15 protein-coding genes are annotated in these 14,937 nt (G+C 62.0%); 8 read left to right on the top strand and 7 right to left on the bottom strand.

Annotated elements, in window-relative coordinates:
- Positions 1-52 precede the first annotated feature (52 nt).
- Positions 53-1,207 (top strand): acyl-CoA dehydrogenase family protein, encoded by a 1,155-nt coding sequence (locus tag P3T24_RS05550; protein WP_429433003.1) that lies wholly within the window; start codon positions 53-55, stop codon positions 1,205-1,207.
- 116 nt (positions 1,208-1,323) lie between these two features.
- Here the strand turns inward: P3T24_RS05550 and P3T24_RS05545 are convergent, their stop codons facing one another.
- The gene (locus tag P3T24_RS05545) at positions 1,324-1,680 is read right to left on the bottom strand and encodes a BON domain-containing protein (RefSeq protein WP_074268360.1); all 357 of its coding nucleotides are present in this window, start codon (positions 1,678-1,680) and stop codon (positions 1,324-1,326) included.
- A gap of 334 nt (positions 1,681-2,014) precedes the next feature.
- Here P3T24_RS05545 and P3T24_RS05540 point away from each other — a divergent pair, with 334 nt between their 5' ends.
- Both P3T24_RS05540 and P3T24_RS05535 read left to right on the top strand, forming a co-directional pair.
- Complete coding sequence (locus P3T24_RS05540; RefSeq protein ID WP_429433001.1) at positions 2,015-2,656, top strand: DNA-3-methyladenine glycosylase; 642 nt, start codon at positions 2,015-2,017, stop codon at positions 2,654-2,656.
- A gap of 279 nt (positions 2,657-2,935) precedes the next feature.
- Complete coding sequence (locus P3T24_RS05535) at positions 2,936-3,289, top strand: DUF4148 domain-containing protein (protein WP_429432999.1); 354 nt, start codon at positions 2,936-2,938, stop codon at positions 3,287-3,289.
- A gap of 264 nt (positions 3,290-3,553) precedes the next feature.
- Here P3T24_RS05535 and P3T24_RS05530 read toward each other — a convergent pair whose 3' ends face one another.
- Positions 3,554-3,994 (bottom strand): CBS domain-containing protein, encoded by a 441-nt coding sequence (locus tag P3T24_RS05530; protein WP_074268362.1) that lies wholly within the window; start codon positions 3,992-3,994, stop codon positions 3,554-3,556.
- Positions 3,995-4,275: 281 nt separating this feature from the next.
- Between P3T24_RS05530 and ribA the strand changes: the two genes are divergently transcribed.
- Complete coding sequence (ribA, locus tag P3T24_RS05525) at positions 4,276-4,923, top strand: GTP cyclohydrolase II (RefSeq protein ID WP_074268363.1); 648 nt, start codon at positions 4,276-4,278, stop codon at positions 4,921-4,923.
- A 61-nt stretch (positions 4,924-4,984) separates the two neighbouring features.
- Here ribA and P3T24_RS05520 read toward each other — a convergent pair whose 3' ends face one another.
- A complete protein-coding gene (locus tag P3T24_RS05520; protein ID WP_429432997.1) occupies positions 4,985-5,884 on the bottom strand; it encodes an NAD(P)H-binding protein in 900 nt (299 codons plus the stop codon).
- A gap of 231 nt (positions 5,885-6,115) precedes the next feature.
- Here P3T24_RS05520 and P3T24_RS05515 point away from each other — a divergent pair, with 231 nt between their 5' ends.
- On the top strand, positions 6,116-7,039 hold the full coding sequence (locus P3T24_RS05515) for a helix-turn-helix transcriptional regulator (RefSeq protein WP_429432995.1): 924 nt from the start codon (positions 6,116-6,118) through the stop codon (positions 7,037-7,039).
- A gap of 43 nt (positions 7,040-7,082) precedes the next feature.
- Here P3T24_RS05515 and P3T24_RS05510 read toward each other — a convergent pair whose 3' ends face one another.
- The 3 genes from P3T24_RS05510 to P3T24_RS05500 all read right to left on the bottom strand — a co-directional run bounded on the left by P3T24_RS05510 (position 7,083) and on the right by P3T24_RS05500 (position 9,440).
- Positions 7,083-7,925 (bottom strand): anti-sigma factor family protein, encoded by an 843-nt coding sequence (locus P3T24_RS05510; RefSeq protein ID WP_429432993.1) that lies wholly within the window; start codon positions 7,923-7,925, stop codon positions 7,083-7,085.
- A complete protein-coding gene (locus P3T24_RS05505) occupies positions 7,922-8,440 on the bottom strand; it encodes an RNA polymerase sigma factor (protein ID WP_074268367.1) in 519 nt (172 codons plus the stop codon). Before P3T24_RS05505 ends, P3T24_RS05510 begins: the two co-directional genes overlap by 4 nt.
- 226 nt (positions 8,441-8,666) lie before the next feature.
- The gene (locus P3T24_RS05500; protein WP_429432991.1) at positions 8,667-9,440 is read right to left on the bottom strand and encodes an anti-sigma factor family protein; all 774 of its coding nucleotides are present in this window, start codon (positions 9,438-9,440) and stop codon (positions 8,667-8,669) included.
- 149 nt (positions 9,441-9,589) lie between these two features.
- On the opposite strand from P3T24_RS05500, the gene P3T24_RS05495 reads away from it, so the two are divergent.
- Together P3T24_RS05495 and P3T24_RS05490 are read left to right on the top strand one after the other, a co-directional pair.
- A complete protein-coding gene (locus P3T24_RS05495; protein ID WP_429432989.1) occupies positions 9,590-10,678 on the top strand; it encodes a catalase family peroxidase in 1,089 nt (362 codons plus the stop codon).
- Positions 10,675-11,220, top strand: a complete 546-nt coding sequence (locus P3T24_RS05490; protein WP_429432987.1) for a cytochrome b — start codon at positions 10,675-10,677, stop codon at positions 11,218-11,220. The genes P3T24_RS05495 and P3T24_RS05490 overlap by 4 nt, the downstream gene beginning before the upstream one ends.
- Before the next feature lie 83 nt (positions 11,221-11,303).
- Here P3T24_RS05490 and P3T24_RS05485 read toward each other — a convergent pair whose 3' ends face one another.
- Positions 11,304-13,784, bottom strand: coding sequence for a GcvT family protein (locus tag P3T24_RS05485; protein WP_429432985.1), 2,481 nt, complete (start codon positions 13,782-13,784; stop codon positions 11,304-11,306).
- A 261-nt stretch (positions 13,785-14,045) separates the two neighbouring features.
- Between P3T24_RS05485 and P3T24_RS05480 the strand changes: the two genes are divergently transcribed.
- Positions 14,046-14,837, top strand: coding sequence for a DeoR/GlpR family DNA-binding transcription regulator (locus tag P3T24_RS05480; protein WP_429433257.1), 792 nt, complete (start codon positions 14,046-14,048; stop codon positions 14,835-14,837).
- Positions 14,838-14,937: the final 100 nt, after the last annotated feature.

The following is a 14,937-nucleotide window of genomic DNA, read 5'->3' as shown; positions in this document are numbered from 1 at the left end:
AAACTATAACGAATATGTATCAATGGCGAATGCGAGTTTTGAAGGAGACATTGTGATTCGAAGCCAGGAAACGCTGAATCTGTTGCTCGACAGCATTATCCGTTTTGTCCGTGAACGTCTGGTGCCGAACGAGGAAATCGTCGCGGAAACCGATCAGATTCCCGCCGCGTTGCTGCAGGAAATGAAGGACCTTGGTCTGTTCGGATTATGTCTGCCCGAAGAGTATGGCGGCCTCGGCTTGACCATGGAAGAAGAAGTGCTGGCCGCTATCGAACTCGGCAAGACGTCACCGGCGTTTCGTTCGGCAATCGGCAGCAATAACGGCATCGGCTCGACGGGTATCGTGATCGACGGTACGCCTGCGCAGAAGGAGAAGTATCTGCCGCGACTTGCCTCGGGCGAGCTGATCGGCTCGTTTTGTCTGACCGAGCCGGAAGCGGGTTCGGACGCCGCCTCGCTCAGAACCACCGCTGTGCGCGACGGGGATCACTACGTGCTGAACGGCACCAAGCGCTTCATCACGAACGCGCCGGAGGCAGGACTCTTCACCGTGATGGCGCGTACCGATCCCACCGCGAAAGGTGCTGGCGCCATCTCCGCGTTCGTTGTGGAGGCGGGTACGCCGGGACTGTCGCTCGGCAAGATCGATCGCAAGATGGGCCAGAGGGGCGCGCATACCTGCGACGTCATCTTCGATAACTGCCGCGTGCCCGTGGAGAACCTGATCGGCGAGAAAGAGGGCGTCGGTTTCAAGACCGCCATGAAGGTGCTCGACAAGGGGCGCCTGCATATCGCCGCCGTGGCGACGGGTGCGGCCGAACGCATGCTCGCCGATGCGCTGCGCTATGCCACGGAGCGCAAGCAGTTCGGCAAGCCGATCGTCGAGTTCGAATTGATTCAGGCCATGCTGGCCGATAGCCAGGCGGAGATCTACGCATCGCGCTGCATGATCGTGGATGCCGCGCGCCGCCGCGATGCGGGCGAGCGGGTCACGAGCGAAGCGTCGTGCGCCAAGATGTTTGCGACGGAAATGTGCGGACGCGTTGCCGATCGTGCCGTGCAGATCTTCGGCGGAGCGGGCTATATGAGCGAATATGGAATCGAGCGCTTTTACCGCGACGTGCGCCTGTTTCGCATTTACGAAGGCACCACGCAGATCCAGCAGATCGTGATTGCGCGTGAGTTGCAGCGCAGTTTCAATGGGTGAGGTGCACGCTGGCTATCCGGCGCGAACAGACTGGAACTGGAATTGAGGCTGATTGAGGCTGAAAACTAAACGGGCACAACCCCCGGTCCTACAGGGTTGTGCCCGGTTTGATGCGCTTACTGACCGATCGCGCGGATCGTCAGGTCGTTCTTTACCGACGTCACGCCTGCCACGCCTTGTGCTGCTTGCGTAGCGATGTCGCTTTGACCTTGTTCCGGCACGGAGCCTTCCAATGTCACTGCACCGTTGCGAGCACGAACCGTGATGTTGTTCACGCTGAGGCCCTTGGTTTTGGACAAGGCCTTACGCACGCTGCGTTGCAGAGCACGGTTGGCAGCCTTGGTCGACTTGGCGCTCGGGGCAGCCATCGCGCCCGATGCGGCCATTGCATCGCTGCTTTGTGCGTAAGCGTTAAGGGACGCTACGACGATGAGCGCGCCGCCGATGACCTTCATTGCCTGGGATGCTTTCATTCAAGTTCTCCTGTTGTCATGATTCGTCACGGTTCCGGACGGAAACCGCAGGGTTGCACCAACGGTACTTCGGGATCAAATCTGAGTAGAACGATGTTGCTAGTGATGCAAACCTGTCTGCTGATCAAGCGGGCCGAGGCACGCGCAAGCCGGCGAGGGCTGTGCTACTGGCCGGAATGTAACGATACCCTACTTGAAAGAATCCTGAACGTAAGCGTGTAGGGAAATGCTGCTTTTGCACAACGGACTGACCGACAATTGCAATAAACAGCAGATCATTGCGCCGCATTGCCCCCGCCTCTCGTTGCACGGGCAACTTCTCCTCCACCTGGCCATGACCGACAGACCTCTTCCGATCCTGCCGCTGCACCGCAACGACCTGCCGCTCGATACGGTCGAACTGGCCCGCTACATGGTCGGCAAGTATGTGGTTCACGACCTGCCCGAAGGACGCATCAGCGGGCGGATTGTCGAGACGGAAGCCTATCCGGTCGGCGATTCGACCTCGCACGCGTTTATCGGTCTGCGCGCCTATAACGCCTCGCTGTTTATGGCGCGCGGCCACGCCTATGTGCGGCTGACGTACGGGGTGTCGTACATGCTGAACATGTCCAGCGAGGCCGAAGGGACGGGCGCGGGTATCCTGATTCGGGCAATTGAACCGCTCGAGGGCCTTGCCCTGATGCAGGCGCGCCGTCCGGGCGTCAGTTTGCGCGATCTCGCCCGCGGACCCGGCCGGCTCACGATCGCGCTCGGCATCGGGCAAGCGTTTGACGGACGCGATCTGTGTACCGGCCAGGATCTCTGGATCGGGCGTATAGAGGTAGAGCAAACGGCGGTGGCCGCGACCACACGCATTGGACTGTCGCGAGAGATGCACCGCCCGTTGCGCTTTTATGAGCCGGGCAGCCCGTTCGTCAGCGGGCCGCGCAAGTTGCTGATGCCGCTCTCCCGCGCGCCGATTGGGTCGCTTTGAATGGCCTGACGGTCCTGTTTTCCGGAAGCTACGACCGGTTTAGAAAGCATTTGCTTAACAAATGGCTTGCAAAGCTTACGGAACAGGCAATTGCTACGCAATACTTGTCAGGTCTATGAGGTTTTGCTCGGGTTCCCCATTTAATCTTGCGAATCTCGCAATTATATATCTCGAAATTAAGGGTTTTCCCTCGGGATGGTGGTGGCTAGACTGGAACTACTCGCTTTTCACATGGTGTGTCAAGCGATGCAAAAAAACCAAGTCTGGAGGTAAGCCATCATGAAGTCACTTATTCAAGCTGTCGCTATTGCCGCAATCCTCGCTGCTCCGGCCGCTGCGTTCGCGCAGGCAGCAGATACGAGTCAGCAGCCGATGACGCGTGCTGAAGTCAAGAATCAGTTGATTCAGCTGGAGCAGGCCGGCTACAACCCGGCAGAGGCCAATGACCCGAACTATCCGGCCGACGTGCAGGCTGCTGAACAGCGCATCCAGGCTCAAAATCCGCAGGTGGCGCAGCAGGGTGTGGCGGATACGACCGGCTATGGTCCGTCGACGAGCGGTTCATCGGCTTCGGGCACCATGCAGCCGGCGACGCCGACCGTGCCGAGCCAACGGATTTATGAAGGCCACTAATCTGGTTGCAGCCAGGCTGGGCCGGTGTGCAGGATGACCGGTTCGTTGTGTGATAAAGCGTCATAAGGCGTGCACATCAAACGGCGTGCATCGCCAGAGAATCGGGCGATATGCCGCTGCGATCGACGTGAATCGATGCGCACGGCATATTCGCCGATACGAAAACTCAGAAACCTCCGCTGCCGCAAGGTAGCTTTGCCCAACCCTCGATGGCTTGGGCTTTTTTTGCGGCGGCGGCGGCCGTCGTCGCTGCGCGGCGGAGCGTCAGGGATGCTCGCCTGTGATGTAGAACTCGAGTTGCTGAATCGTGAACTGCTGCTCGGCGATGATGTTCTTCACCAGATCGCCGATCGACACCATTCCCACTAGTTTGTCCTGATCGATCACCGGCAGGTGGCGCATGCGCCGCTCGGTCATGAGCGCCATGCATTCGTCGGTGGTCTGGGTGAGATGGACGAAGCGCACCGCGCGGCTCATGATGTCGCGCACCGGCGTGGCTTTCGACGCGCGGTCCATCAGCACAACCTTGCGCGCATAGTCCCGCTCCGTGACGATTCCGGCGATGCTCTCGCCCTCGGTCACGACCAGCGCACCGATCTGCTTGTCCGCCATGAGTTTGATCGCGTCATAGACGGAATCATCTGCTGCAACCGTGTAGACGTCCCGATTCGGTTTGGATTTGAGAAGTTGCGCAACGCTAGTCATAGAGCGGCTCCATATCGCAGTGCAGCACGTCGCGATGGACATGCGGTCGGAAAGGACAGGCGATTCCAGTATAGGCCGCGCAAGGTAATCAGGCACTCATGGGCAAATCCCTGGTGTTGTGCTTTTGTACGGACGGCTGACGACGGGAAGGGTGGTTTGCCAGAGCCTCTTTCACCGGCAGGCACGTGTGCAGGTGAACGGGGCCGATTAGCGGTAAACTCCAGTTCCGTACTTTATCCCCGGTTGTTCACGGGTTCATGTCAGTGCCTTTGCCTAACGCCATGCCCACGCCTCAAGATCCGTCGATTGCAGACGGCCAACATAACGGCGAATGCGTCATTCTCGACGCGGTCGCCACGCTTCCCACCCGCTACGGCACATTCACGTCTTACGTTTTTCGCGTTTGCGACAGCGGCACAGAACACCTCGCGCTTGTGATGGGCGACGTTGCCAATGACGAACCAGTGCTGACCCGCCTGCATTCGGAATGCCTGACGGGCGACGTACTGGGCTCATACCGCTGTGATTGCGGCGAGCAGCTCGATCTCGCGTTGCGCTATATCGCTGCCGAAGGTCGCGGCGTGCTGTTGTATCTGCGTGGACATGAGGGGAGGGGCATTGGCCTGTCCAACAAGATCCGCGCGTATGCATTGCAGGAGCAGGGCCGTGACACGGTGGAGGCCAATCTGGATCTCGGCTTGCCCGACGATTCGCGTGAGTACGATTCAGCCGCAGGGATTCTACGCACGCTGAAGGTCACTTCGGTGCGGTTGATGAGCAACAATCCGAAGAAATTCGATACCTTGTCGCAACACGGCATTCCTGTGTGCGAGCGGGTCGCGCTGGCGATTCCGATGCGCGAGGAGAATGAGCGGTATATCCGGACGAAGCAGGTCAAGTTTGGGCATTACTTTGATGAGAACGAGTGAGTGACGTTTGCGTCGGATGTCCCGCAGTGGGTCGCTGAGGGACATCCGCGCAATCACGTGCCTAGCTCTCGGTCACTCCGACCCTCGGCAACATCGCCGCCAGCACCTCCGCAAGCTCCGTGGTGCCGAAACGCCGTTCGCCAACACCTGCTTCAACATCGATGCGGCCAGCGTTGTGCGTCTCGTAGAGATCCGTGATCAACCGTGCGTGTTCGGCGTTGAGGCCGGCGCGCAGCAGCATGGGTGTCCATGCCTCGCGTGGCAATGCCTGCGCATCGACTTCACGTCCGCTGAGCTCGCCGAGTGTGCGCGCGACATCGAGTGCGCTGATGCGCTGCGGCCCTTCGATACTGACGATGCGCGGCGTAATCTCCCCGGCCGGGTCGTGGTCCAGCAACAGATCCGCGGCGAGCCGCCCCACGTCTTGTGCCGAGACGGTCGGAAAGCGTTTGTCGAGCGGTTGATGCAAGCTCGGCAGCACGCCTGCCTTCAACGCGGCGGGCATCACACGGCCCCAGTTCTGCATATGCTCTGCCGCGCGCAGGAACGTCAGGTGGCACTCCACCGGCTTTAACTGCGCCTCCAGGTAATGAAACAGCAGCGTGATACCGGTGCCGCGATCCAGTTCCGCTCCATAGTCGGACAACGCGAGGACCCGCGGCGGCGGGTTGGCTCGCAACGCGCTGGCTGCGATGTCGATCATGTGTCGCATCGACTCCGCGGGATGCGGATCGTTACGCGGCAACGGGCAGAGAATCTGCACCGCGTCTGCACCCTCGATCGCCTTGGCGACCGAAGCGCGATCCGTGAGGTCAGCTAACGCGATCTCGCAGCCGAGCTTTGCCAGCACTTCGCCCTGGTGTTCATGGCGGACAACCGCCCGCACCGCACGGCCTGCATCACGCAGCCGTGCCGCTGTGATGCCTCCCGCATTGCCTGCTGCTCCAAATATCACATACACGTTGCGCTCCTTGTGGACAGATAGGGTGTGGCCATCATAGGAGCGGCTAGCAGGCAAAACGCACACAGATGGATTGAAGCGAGCAGATCTGGATGGTGGTTTTTGTGGCGCACGGTGACGTCGATTTGCCGCCGCCTCGCCTGGCGGCACCACGCGTCGCGCACGTCAAGCAGGCCGCAAGAAAACGCCGCACAATGCAGGCAACGTCTGTCGACATCCTGGAGGGCCGCAATGAACGCCGCGATTCCTGTCCCCGTACCGCACTCCGGCTCCCGCACCAGTCTGCGATCGAGCGCTGGACTTGGCTGGAACGGATTCGGCGCAGAACTGGTCAGCGTGGCTGCGGGCGTGCACCGGATTCCGGCTTTGCAACATCACCGTGTCGGCATACATGTCGGCACGCCGGTCAAGGCGCGCTGTCTGTGCAACGAACGACGCCATGTGCGTTTGCAATCGCCAGGCGACACGGACGTGATCCCGGCGGGACTCGACGGTCAATGGGCCGACGAATCCAGCTGCACGATCTTCAGCGTCTGGTTTGCCGACGCGTTCGCGCGGCGTACGTTGGAGCAAATGGAGCTGCGTGGGAATCGGGCGGAGATTCGTCCGCAGTTCCAGATGCGCGATCCGCGTTTTCAGCATCTGGCCTGGGCGTTGCGCGCCGAGCTCGAGGCGGATGATGCTTCCGATCCGCTTTACGCAGAGAGCCTCGCTACGGCGATGATCGTGCGCCTGCTCGAGGAGGCGCCGCCGCTTGAGGGCAAGCGCAGTAAACGTCTCGCCGCGCGGACGGCGGCGCAGGTGGTGGAGTTTATCGAGGGTAATCTCGATCAGCGTCTCACACTCGCGGAACTGGCTGCGCTAGCCGACCTCAGTGTGCCGCATTTCAAGGTGCTGTTTCGCGAGACGCTTGGTATGCCCGTGCATCAGTATGTCGTGCAGCGGCGCGTCGAGCGAGCGCGGACGTTGTTGCTGCAGGGCAGGTTAAGTGCGAGCCAGGTGGCGCTTGAGACCGGGTTTGCGCACCAGAGTCATATGGCGCACTGGATGAACCGGTTGCTGGGGGTGACGCCGCGGGAACTGGTGAGGGGTGGGGAAACTCATGCGACGGCAGGCGCCCAGCGCGGATCGGGATTGCGCTTGATGCAACGCTAGCCGCTCGCCGTATCGAGTGTACGGGGTAAGCCGCGCACCCCCATCACCCCCCCTTCGCCGTCAACTGCGCATACACATCATGCGAAAGCTGCAGCAACACCTTGCGATCAATCCCGCCCGAAACCGCATACCCATAATCCCCATCTACCCAATAGAACACATTCACCGGCCCATCCTGATACAGCTTGAACGCGGTGGTATTCGAATTGACCTTGCGGTGTGAGATGCATAGCGTCACGCGCTCGTCGCCGGGGCCGCGATACATGAACTGCGCAACCGGGCCATCCGCGCCGGGCAAGATGCGCCCGCCGCTCAACTCAAACCCGCTCTTGTTGAGCAGGGGCGCATGAACATCGGTGCCGAGCTTGTTCGACAGCCATTGCACGAAATCCTGATCGTGGTCCGTACCCGTGCTATCGGGCACCTGCACAGCGGGCATATACACCACATGGGCGACCGCCGCCTGACGGGCGAGCCCATCCGACGCGTCCGCACTGACCGGACGCGTGTCCGAAGAACCGCCACCCATGCTCATGGAGTTACCCGTCATGCCGGGCACGTCCTTGCCCATCTGCGTGCCCACGCCAATGCCCACACCCAGCACCAACGCCGCTGCCATGCCTGCAAACTGCGGCCAGTTCGCCGCATCCAGCCAGCGACGCTTCGGCGCAGGCGGCTGCAGCCGCTTGGGCACCGGCTCGCTCAGCACGCGGTCGTAGCGGTCATGAAAGAGGTTGTTCAGGGAAAAGTAGTCGCTGACCCGCGCGGCCAGTTCGGGGCTCTGCTCGAGTGCGCGCTCCACCTGGGCGCGGCGCTCGTCGGATAGCGTGCCGTCCACGTATGCGTGGAGGTCTTCTTCGCCGATCGGAGTCACTTGTTCGTTCATCGCACCACCTGTAATTTCGCACCGGGCTGTGTACCCGCCATCAAGGCCCTGAGTCGTTCACGTCCGCGTGAGAGCCGCGACATCACCGTGCCGATCGGGATATCCAAAGCGAGCGCCACGTCGGCGTAACTCATCTCTTCCAGACCGACCAGCAGCACGACTTCGCGCTGCTCGGCGGGCAAACGCTGCAACGCGTAGTCGAGATCGCGCATTTCAAGCGAGCGGGTCGCGTCCGCAGGGACCGCGAATTCGCTTTCCGCGACGCTTTCGTCGTCCACCGAAATATGCACGGCCCGCACCGAAGCCTTGCGCGCCTGATTGGCAAACACGTTGTGCATGATTGTAAATAGCCACGCACGCAGGTCAGTACCGGCCTGAAACATCGACGTGCGCCCTAATGCGCGCTCCAACGTGTCCTGCACCAGATCGTCGGCCAGGTCCCGATTGTTGATCAGCGCCCTTGCGTAGCGGCGCAACCTCGGGACGTGCTCCATTAACTCATCACGGATGTCCATTGCCCTTACCAGTGAGTGCCGCCGAACCGCTTCCTGCGCGCCGCGCCTGTGAAGGCGAAGGAGCACGGTGGGGACGGTCCGGCGTTTTCCTGCGAAATGTGCCACTTCAGTCGCCCGCACGGATGGGGTCAGGCGACTCACGGCGTTACAGGTGCAAACACGCCTGTTTACATTTTATTCCCGGCCTGATTGACGTACGGCAACAAGTTCTTTGTTCAGACAAGACTTACCTCATCGTCAACAGGTCGGCGGCGCTCATCAGGCCGCGTGCATTGGCGGCGCCGGCCAGCACATAACGTTGCTGGCGGCCCGTCCAGCTGAGCAGCCGAAGCGTGCCAACCCGCCGGGCGCTCCATTGCGACTGGGCAGCTGCGGCTGGCCGGGTGGACGCGACCAGCAGCACGATCGGTTCGCCCTGGGCGTTGAGATAGACGTATTCCGTTGCCCGGGCGAGCGGACCGAGATCCAGTGTCCGGCGGCTCACCAGGTGCATACCGACCGGCACGAGATTGGGCGCTGCGGGATCTGCCGCGACGGCCCCGGCCGCCGGAGCTGCCTGTGCGCCGAAATTCTCGCCGGCGGCCTGCGCCAACGCCATCACGGCAGCATTGTCCAATGCGTCCTGCGAAACCCGGGAAGCCGCCATCCAGCCGCTCGTGGCCACCACAGCCAGCGCCAGCACGAGCGCTACCGCCAGCGTGGCTCGCAGCGGACGCAGCCGGCTCATCTGCAGCCGCCGCGTCAGCCACCGGCCAGCGGTGGTGTGGATGAAGCCCGTCGCCGCCGCCGGAACAGGCGAGGGCTCGTCGACCGGCTGAAACGCGTCCTGGATCTGCTGGTTCAGCTTGCCGTAGAAGGCCACCCGGCGCGCCTCGCCCGGTCGCTTGCCAAGGTACTGGCGCAAGTGGGCGGCACGTTCGGGCGTGAGAAGGCCGTCGGCATAAGCCTGAATATCGGTTTCGGAGAGCGGCGGATCGTGCCGCGAGTCATCGGATTTCATAAGGGTTGCGCCAGTAGTTTGCTGTTACTGCGCTAACACGACGGAGGCGCCTTTATTCCCTCACATGAATGCATTCGTTTCAGGAATAAACGCAGGAGACGTGTGTTCGCCGTCACGCAGACCCGCTTGAAAAGCCCAAAGGAGTCCTTGTGACAGATCCATCATTTCCCGCGCCCGGCCGCATTTGCGTGCCATGCCGGCTCGCCGCGATCGGGGCCGTCGTGCTGGCCATGGCCGGCGGTTTCGCCTATGTGGCCGGCTGGCTCACGCCTCAACGCCTGACCACGCATCGCATCATCAACGCCTTCGAGGCGGACAACGGCAGCCATCCGGGTTTTCGCCGCAACCATGCGAAGGGTGTCTGCGTGTCCGGCTATTTTGACAGCAACGGTAACGCGTCCGCACTATCGAGTGCTGGCGTGTTTGCGCCGGGGTTGACGCCGGTGATCGGTCGTTTTGCGATTCCGGGCGGCAATCCGTCTGCGCCTGATACCAGTGTGCCGATCCGCAGTCTCGCGCTGATGTTCACGCAGCACGATGGCGAGCAGTGGCGCACCGGGATGAATTCGGTGCCCGTGTTCCCGGTACATACGCCTGAGCAGTTCTATCAGCAACTGGTTGCCGCCAGGCCGGATCCGGCCACGGGCAAACCAGACCCAGCGGCACTCAAGGCGTTCAACGCCGCGAACCCGGAGACCAAACCGTTTCAGGCATGGGTCAAGGGCCATCCGCCCTCGTCGAGTTTTGCCAATGGGTCGTACTACAGCGTGAACGCATTCCGTTTGGTGGATGCCAACGGCCAGGCGCGTGCCGTGCGTTGGGCGATGGTGCCCGAGACGCCGTTTGCGCCGATTACGGACGCGCAGAAGAGCGCCAAGGACTTCCTCGACGCCGATCTCGCCCAGCATCTGCAGGACGGCCCGCTGCGCTGGCATCTGATCGTGACGGTGGCCGCGCCCGGCGACCCAACCGACGACGCCACCCAGATGTGGCCGGATGGGCGTCAGCAGATCGATGCCGGCACGCTCGTGATCGAGCACGAGACCTCGCAGGACGACGGCCCATGCCGCGACGTCAACTTCGATCCGACCGTGCTGCCCGCGGGCATCAAGACCTCCGACGATCCGCTGCTGGCCGCGCGTTCGGCGGCCTATTCGGTCTCGTATAACCGGCGCACTCGCGAAGAAGCGCTCAATCCCAACCTGCACCATCTGCAGCCGAACGGAGATCGGTCATGACGCCGACACACACGCATTTCAGCCCGCTACAGAGACTGCTGCACTGGACCATGGCGCTGCTGATCCTCACGATGCTGTTTATCGGGATCGGCATGGTCGCGACGGTGTCGCATGCGCACGCTACGCTGATCGCGATTCACCGGCCGCTCGGCATCGCGATCCTGTTGCTTGTGTTGCTGCGCATTGGTGCGCGGTTCCAGCGTGGCAGCCCGCCGCTGCCGGACGACATGCCTGCGCCGCAGCGCGTCGTCGCCAGACTCTCGCATCTTGTGCTTTACGTGCTGATGCTGGCGATGCCGTTGATCGGGTGGGCGATGTTATCGGCTGAGGGCTATCCGGTGACCCTGTTCGGTGGGGTTCATCTGCCGGCAATTGTGCCGCATGACGTAGCGCTGTTCGCCGTGTTGCGGGCTTTGCATACGTACCTGGCGCTCGCGTTATTTCTAACGGTGCTAGGGCACCTCGCGGCCGCGTTGTTTCATGGACTGATTCGCCGCGACGGCGTGTTTTCGAGCATGGCACGCGGCGCTCGCCGGGCCTGAAAGGCCGCAGGCTCACGCCGCCTACGTCGCTCACATCGTTCAGGCGTGAGCGGCGCAAGCCAGCACGGTACCGTTCGGAACGGTCAGCTTTTGACGCGTTCCGAACGCGGATCGTACGGTGCTTTCAGATGGACCGTAGCGGGCAACAGATCGCCGGCCACGTCGATCTCGTATCGCCCGCTGGTCAGATACGCGGCATCGGCGACGCCATCCGGGTTGTTGATATACCCCATCGCCACCGGACAACCCAAGGTATGACCGAACGCCGCCGAGCTCACGAAGCCGACTGGCGCACCGTTGCGCAGGATCGCTTCGCCACCCCACAGCATGCGATCGGCGGCACCGTCGGCCGTGAGTACGACCATGCGTCGGCGCAGAGGCTCGTCGCGCAGCTTGAGCAGAGCCTCGCGGCCGCGGAACGGAATCTGCCTGTTCAGTTTGCAGGCGAACGAAAGGCCCGCTTCGAACGGATTTGAATCCGGCGTCAGTTCACGTCCCCAGGCACGATAGCCTTTCTCGATACGCAGCGAATCGATGGCGTAATAGCCTGCGTTGAGGAGGCCGAACGGTTTGCCTGCGGTATGCAGCGTCTCGTAGACGCCCGCGGCAAATTCGACCGGCACATACAGTTCCCAGCCCAGTTCGCCGACATAGGTGAGCCGCGTAGCGCGCACGGTGGCGTAGCCGATGTCCACCTCGCGGCTCTGGCCGAACGGGAATCCGTCGTTGCTCCAGTCCGCCTTCGAGATGCTTTGCAGCAGCTCGCGGGAGCGCGGACCCATCACCGCCAGCACTGCGTATTGCCCAGTGACATCCACTAATGTGCAGTGCCTGTCGTGCGGGATCGACTTCTCGATGTAGTCGAAATCCCGCGTGGTCTGCGCCGAGCCCGTGACGATCAGGTATTGATCGGCAGCGAGGCGGGTCAGCGTGAAGTCGGACTCGTATGTGCCGCGCTCGTTGAGCATGCCGGTATAGACGGTGGTGCCAGGCGGCACAGCAACATCGTTGGCGACGATGCCTTGCAATACTTCTTCCGCATCACGTCCCTTGACGAGGAATTTCGAAAACGACGTCATGTCGAACAACGCCACGCCTTCGCGGCAGGCACGATGTTCGGCGCCGCTCCACGGCAGCCAGTTTTGCTGACCGAAGGCGTAGTCGATCTTCGCTTCGGCCACGCTCGGTGCGAAGAAGTTCGGCCGCTCCCAACCCATCTTGCTGCCGAAACTTGCGCCCTGATCGCGCAACATCGGGTAGAGCGGCGAGCGCCGGAACGGACGCGCGGTATCGAGTTCGCGGTTCGGCCAGGGCATCGCGTAATGCAGACCCAGCGTTTCCTTCACGCGGTCGTGCAGCCACGTATCGTTGCCGTTGAAACGCGCAAACCGGCGGATATCGACCGGCCACAGGTCCATGGTCGGCGTGCCGGCGACGATCCATTCGGCGAGCGCCATGCCCGCGCCGCCGGCCGAGGCGATTCCCATCGAATTGAAGCCCGCGCCCACGAAGAAATGCCGCAGTTCAGGCGCTTCGCCGAGGATGAAGTTGTTGTCCGGCGTGAACGACTCGGGGCCGTTGTAGAACTGCCGGACCTGGGCGCTCTCGAGTGCCGGCACGCGCTGCAGGGCGTTTTCCATCAGGATTTCGAATTGATCCCAGTCGTCGGGCAGCAACTGGAATTCGAAATTCTCGGGGATACCGTTCATGCCCCACGGCTTCGCGTTCGGCTCGAAGCCGCCCATCACGAGGCCGCCCACTTCTTCCTTGAAATAGATAAAGCCGTCCGGGTCGCGCATCACGGGGAGGTCGGGATGCACGCCGGCAATCCGCTCGGTGACGATGTAGTAGTGCTCGGCCGAGTGCAGCGGCACTGTCACATCGCAAAGCCGGCCGACGGCCTTCGCCCATTGCCCCGCGCAGTTGACGACGATCTCGGCGTTGATGGTGCCCTCGGCGCCGTCCTTGTTGCGCCACGCAAGGCCGCTGACTTCGCGGCCGCCCGGAGTTTGCCGTGTATGGATCGCGGTAACGCGGGTGTTCTCGACGATCCGCGCGCCACGTGTGCGGGCGCCGCGGGCGAGAGCTTGCGTGAGGTCGGTGGGGTTGGCCTTGCCGTCGCCGGGCAGCCAGACTGCACCGAGCAGGTCGTCGGTGCGCATCACTGGCCACAGATCCCCGGCTTCCCGCGGGCTAATGACATCGCAGGTCACGCCGTAGGCGCGGGCGACGGCCGCGGTGCGCTTGAGTTGCGTCATCCGCTCCGCCGTGCGCGCAACGGATAGCGAGCCGCATTGTTTCCAGCCGGTGGCGAGGCCGGTATCCGCTTCCAGTTCGGCATAGAGGGCGGTGGAATAGCGGATCAGCTTCGTCATGCTTTCCTGGGCGCGCAATTGGCCTACGAGACCCGCTGCGTGCCAGGTAGTGCCGCAAGACAGTTGACCCTGTTCCAGCAGGACCACGTCGGTCCAACCCATTTTCGTCAGGTGATACGCCACGGAGCAGCCGACGATGCCGCCGCCGACGATCACAACCCGGGCGTGCTGGGGGAGAGGTGTAGACATCTTTCAGGTCCTGGGCGATGAATGTGGATATGCGTGGAAATTCGTGGGCATAGAGTGCAACATAACGCCTCAAAACGCAATACTGTCACTGAAAATTCATCGTAAGGTGATTTGAATAAGGCGTCTTATTTCATTAAATATAAAGGCTTAAGCTCATTTTTTCGGGGAAAGTTGATTTTGTTGGATATGTGTGGAAATTGCTTTCTCTGGCGTGACACCTTTGCTAGACTAGGCACCACCCGCACCTTCCCGCCCTCCGGTATGTTTTCGACCCAACGTCAAGCTGAAATCCTGCGCATCGTGCAGACCCAGCGCACCTGCACGGTCACCGAACTGGCCGAAGTTTTTGCCGTGTCCGACGAGACCATCCGTCGCGACATCAAACCGTTGATCGCCGAAGGCGTGTTGCTGAAGGTGCACGGCGGCGTGATGCTGCCGGAGCGGCTCGACGAACCGCCGTTCCAGCGCCGCCTGCAAGAGAATCTCGAAGCGAAGCGGGTAATCGCGGCGCGTGTAGCTGATCTGGTGCAGGACGGCGATTCGCTCATCCTCGATAGCGGCACGACCTGTGTCCATATCGCCCAGGCACTGTGCGCCCGCTCGCAGCTGACCGTCGTGACCAATTCCGCGGAAATTGCCCGTACGCTGGCGCCGCGCAACGGCAACCGGGTTTTCATCGCGGGCGGCGAACTGCGCGCCGACGACTCGGCCGCGTTAGGCGAGAGCGCGCTGGCGTTCATCCGCCAGTTTCACGTGCGCTATGCGTTCGTCTCGGTGACGGCAATCGACGCGCAAGGCCGCTTCATGGACGCACAGCCCGACGACGTGTCGTACTCGCTCGTCGCTTTTGCGCAAGCCGAGCGGCGCGTGGTGGTGGCCGACCACGCCAAATTCGGCCACACCGCGCTTATGCATGCGTTCGGCCCCGAGGCGGTCGATCTGCTGATTACCGATCAGGCGCCGTCTGCTGCGCTGACCCAGTTGTTTGCCGCAGCGGATCTGGAGGTGAGCTTTGGCATGCCCGCGGACGCTGCGGCGGGCGTCGCGCCCTGAGCGATCCGACGGCGGCGCATCCCGCTTGAAACGCGTGTTTGTTTTCTTGACACATCCGCAACGGTGATGACCGGCACATGCGTAAAATAGTCGGTTTGCA

The organism is Paraburkholderia sp. GAS33 (genome assembly GCF_050436645.1).
Lineage (GTDB): Bacteria > Pseudomonadota > Gammaproteobacteria > Burkholderiales > Burkholderiaceae > Paraburkholderia > Paraburkholderia phenazinium_B.
The sequence above is the reverse complement of the archived record's forward strand: the minus strand, read 5'-3'. Positions and strand labels throughout refer to the sequence as shown.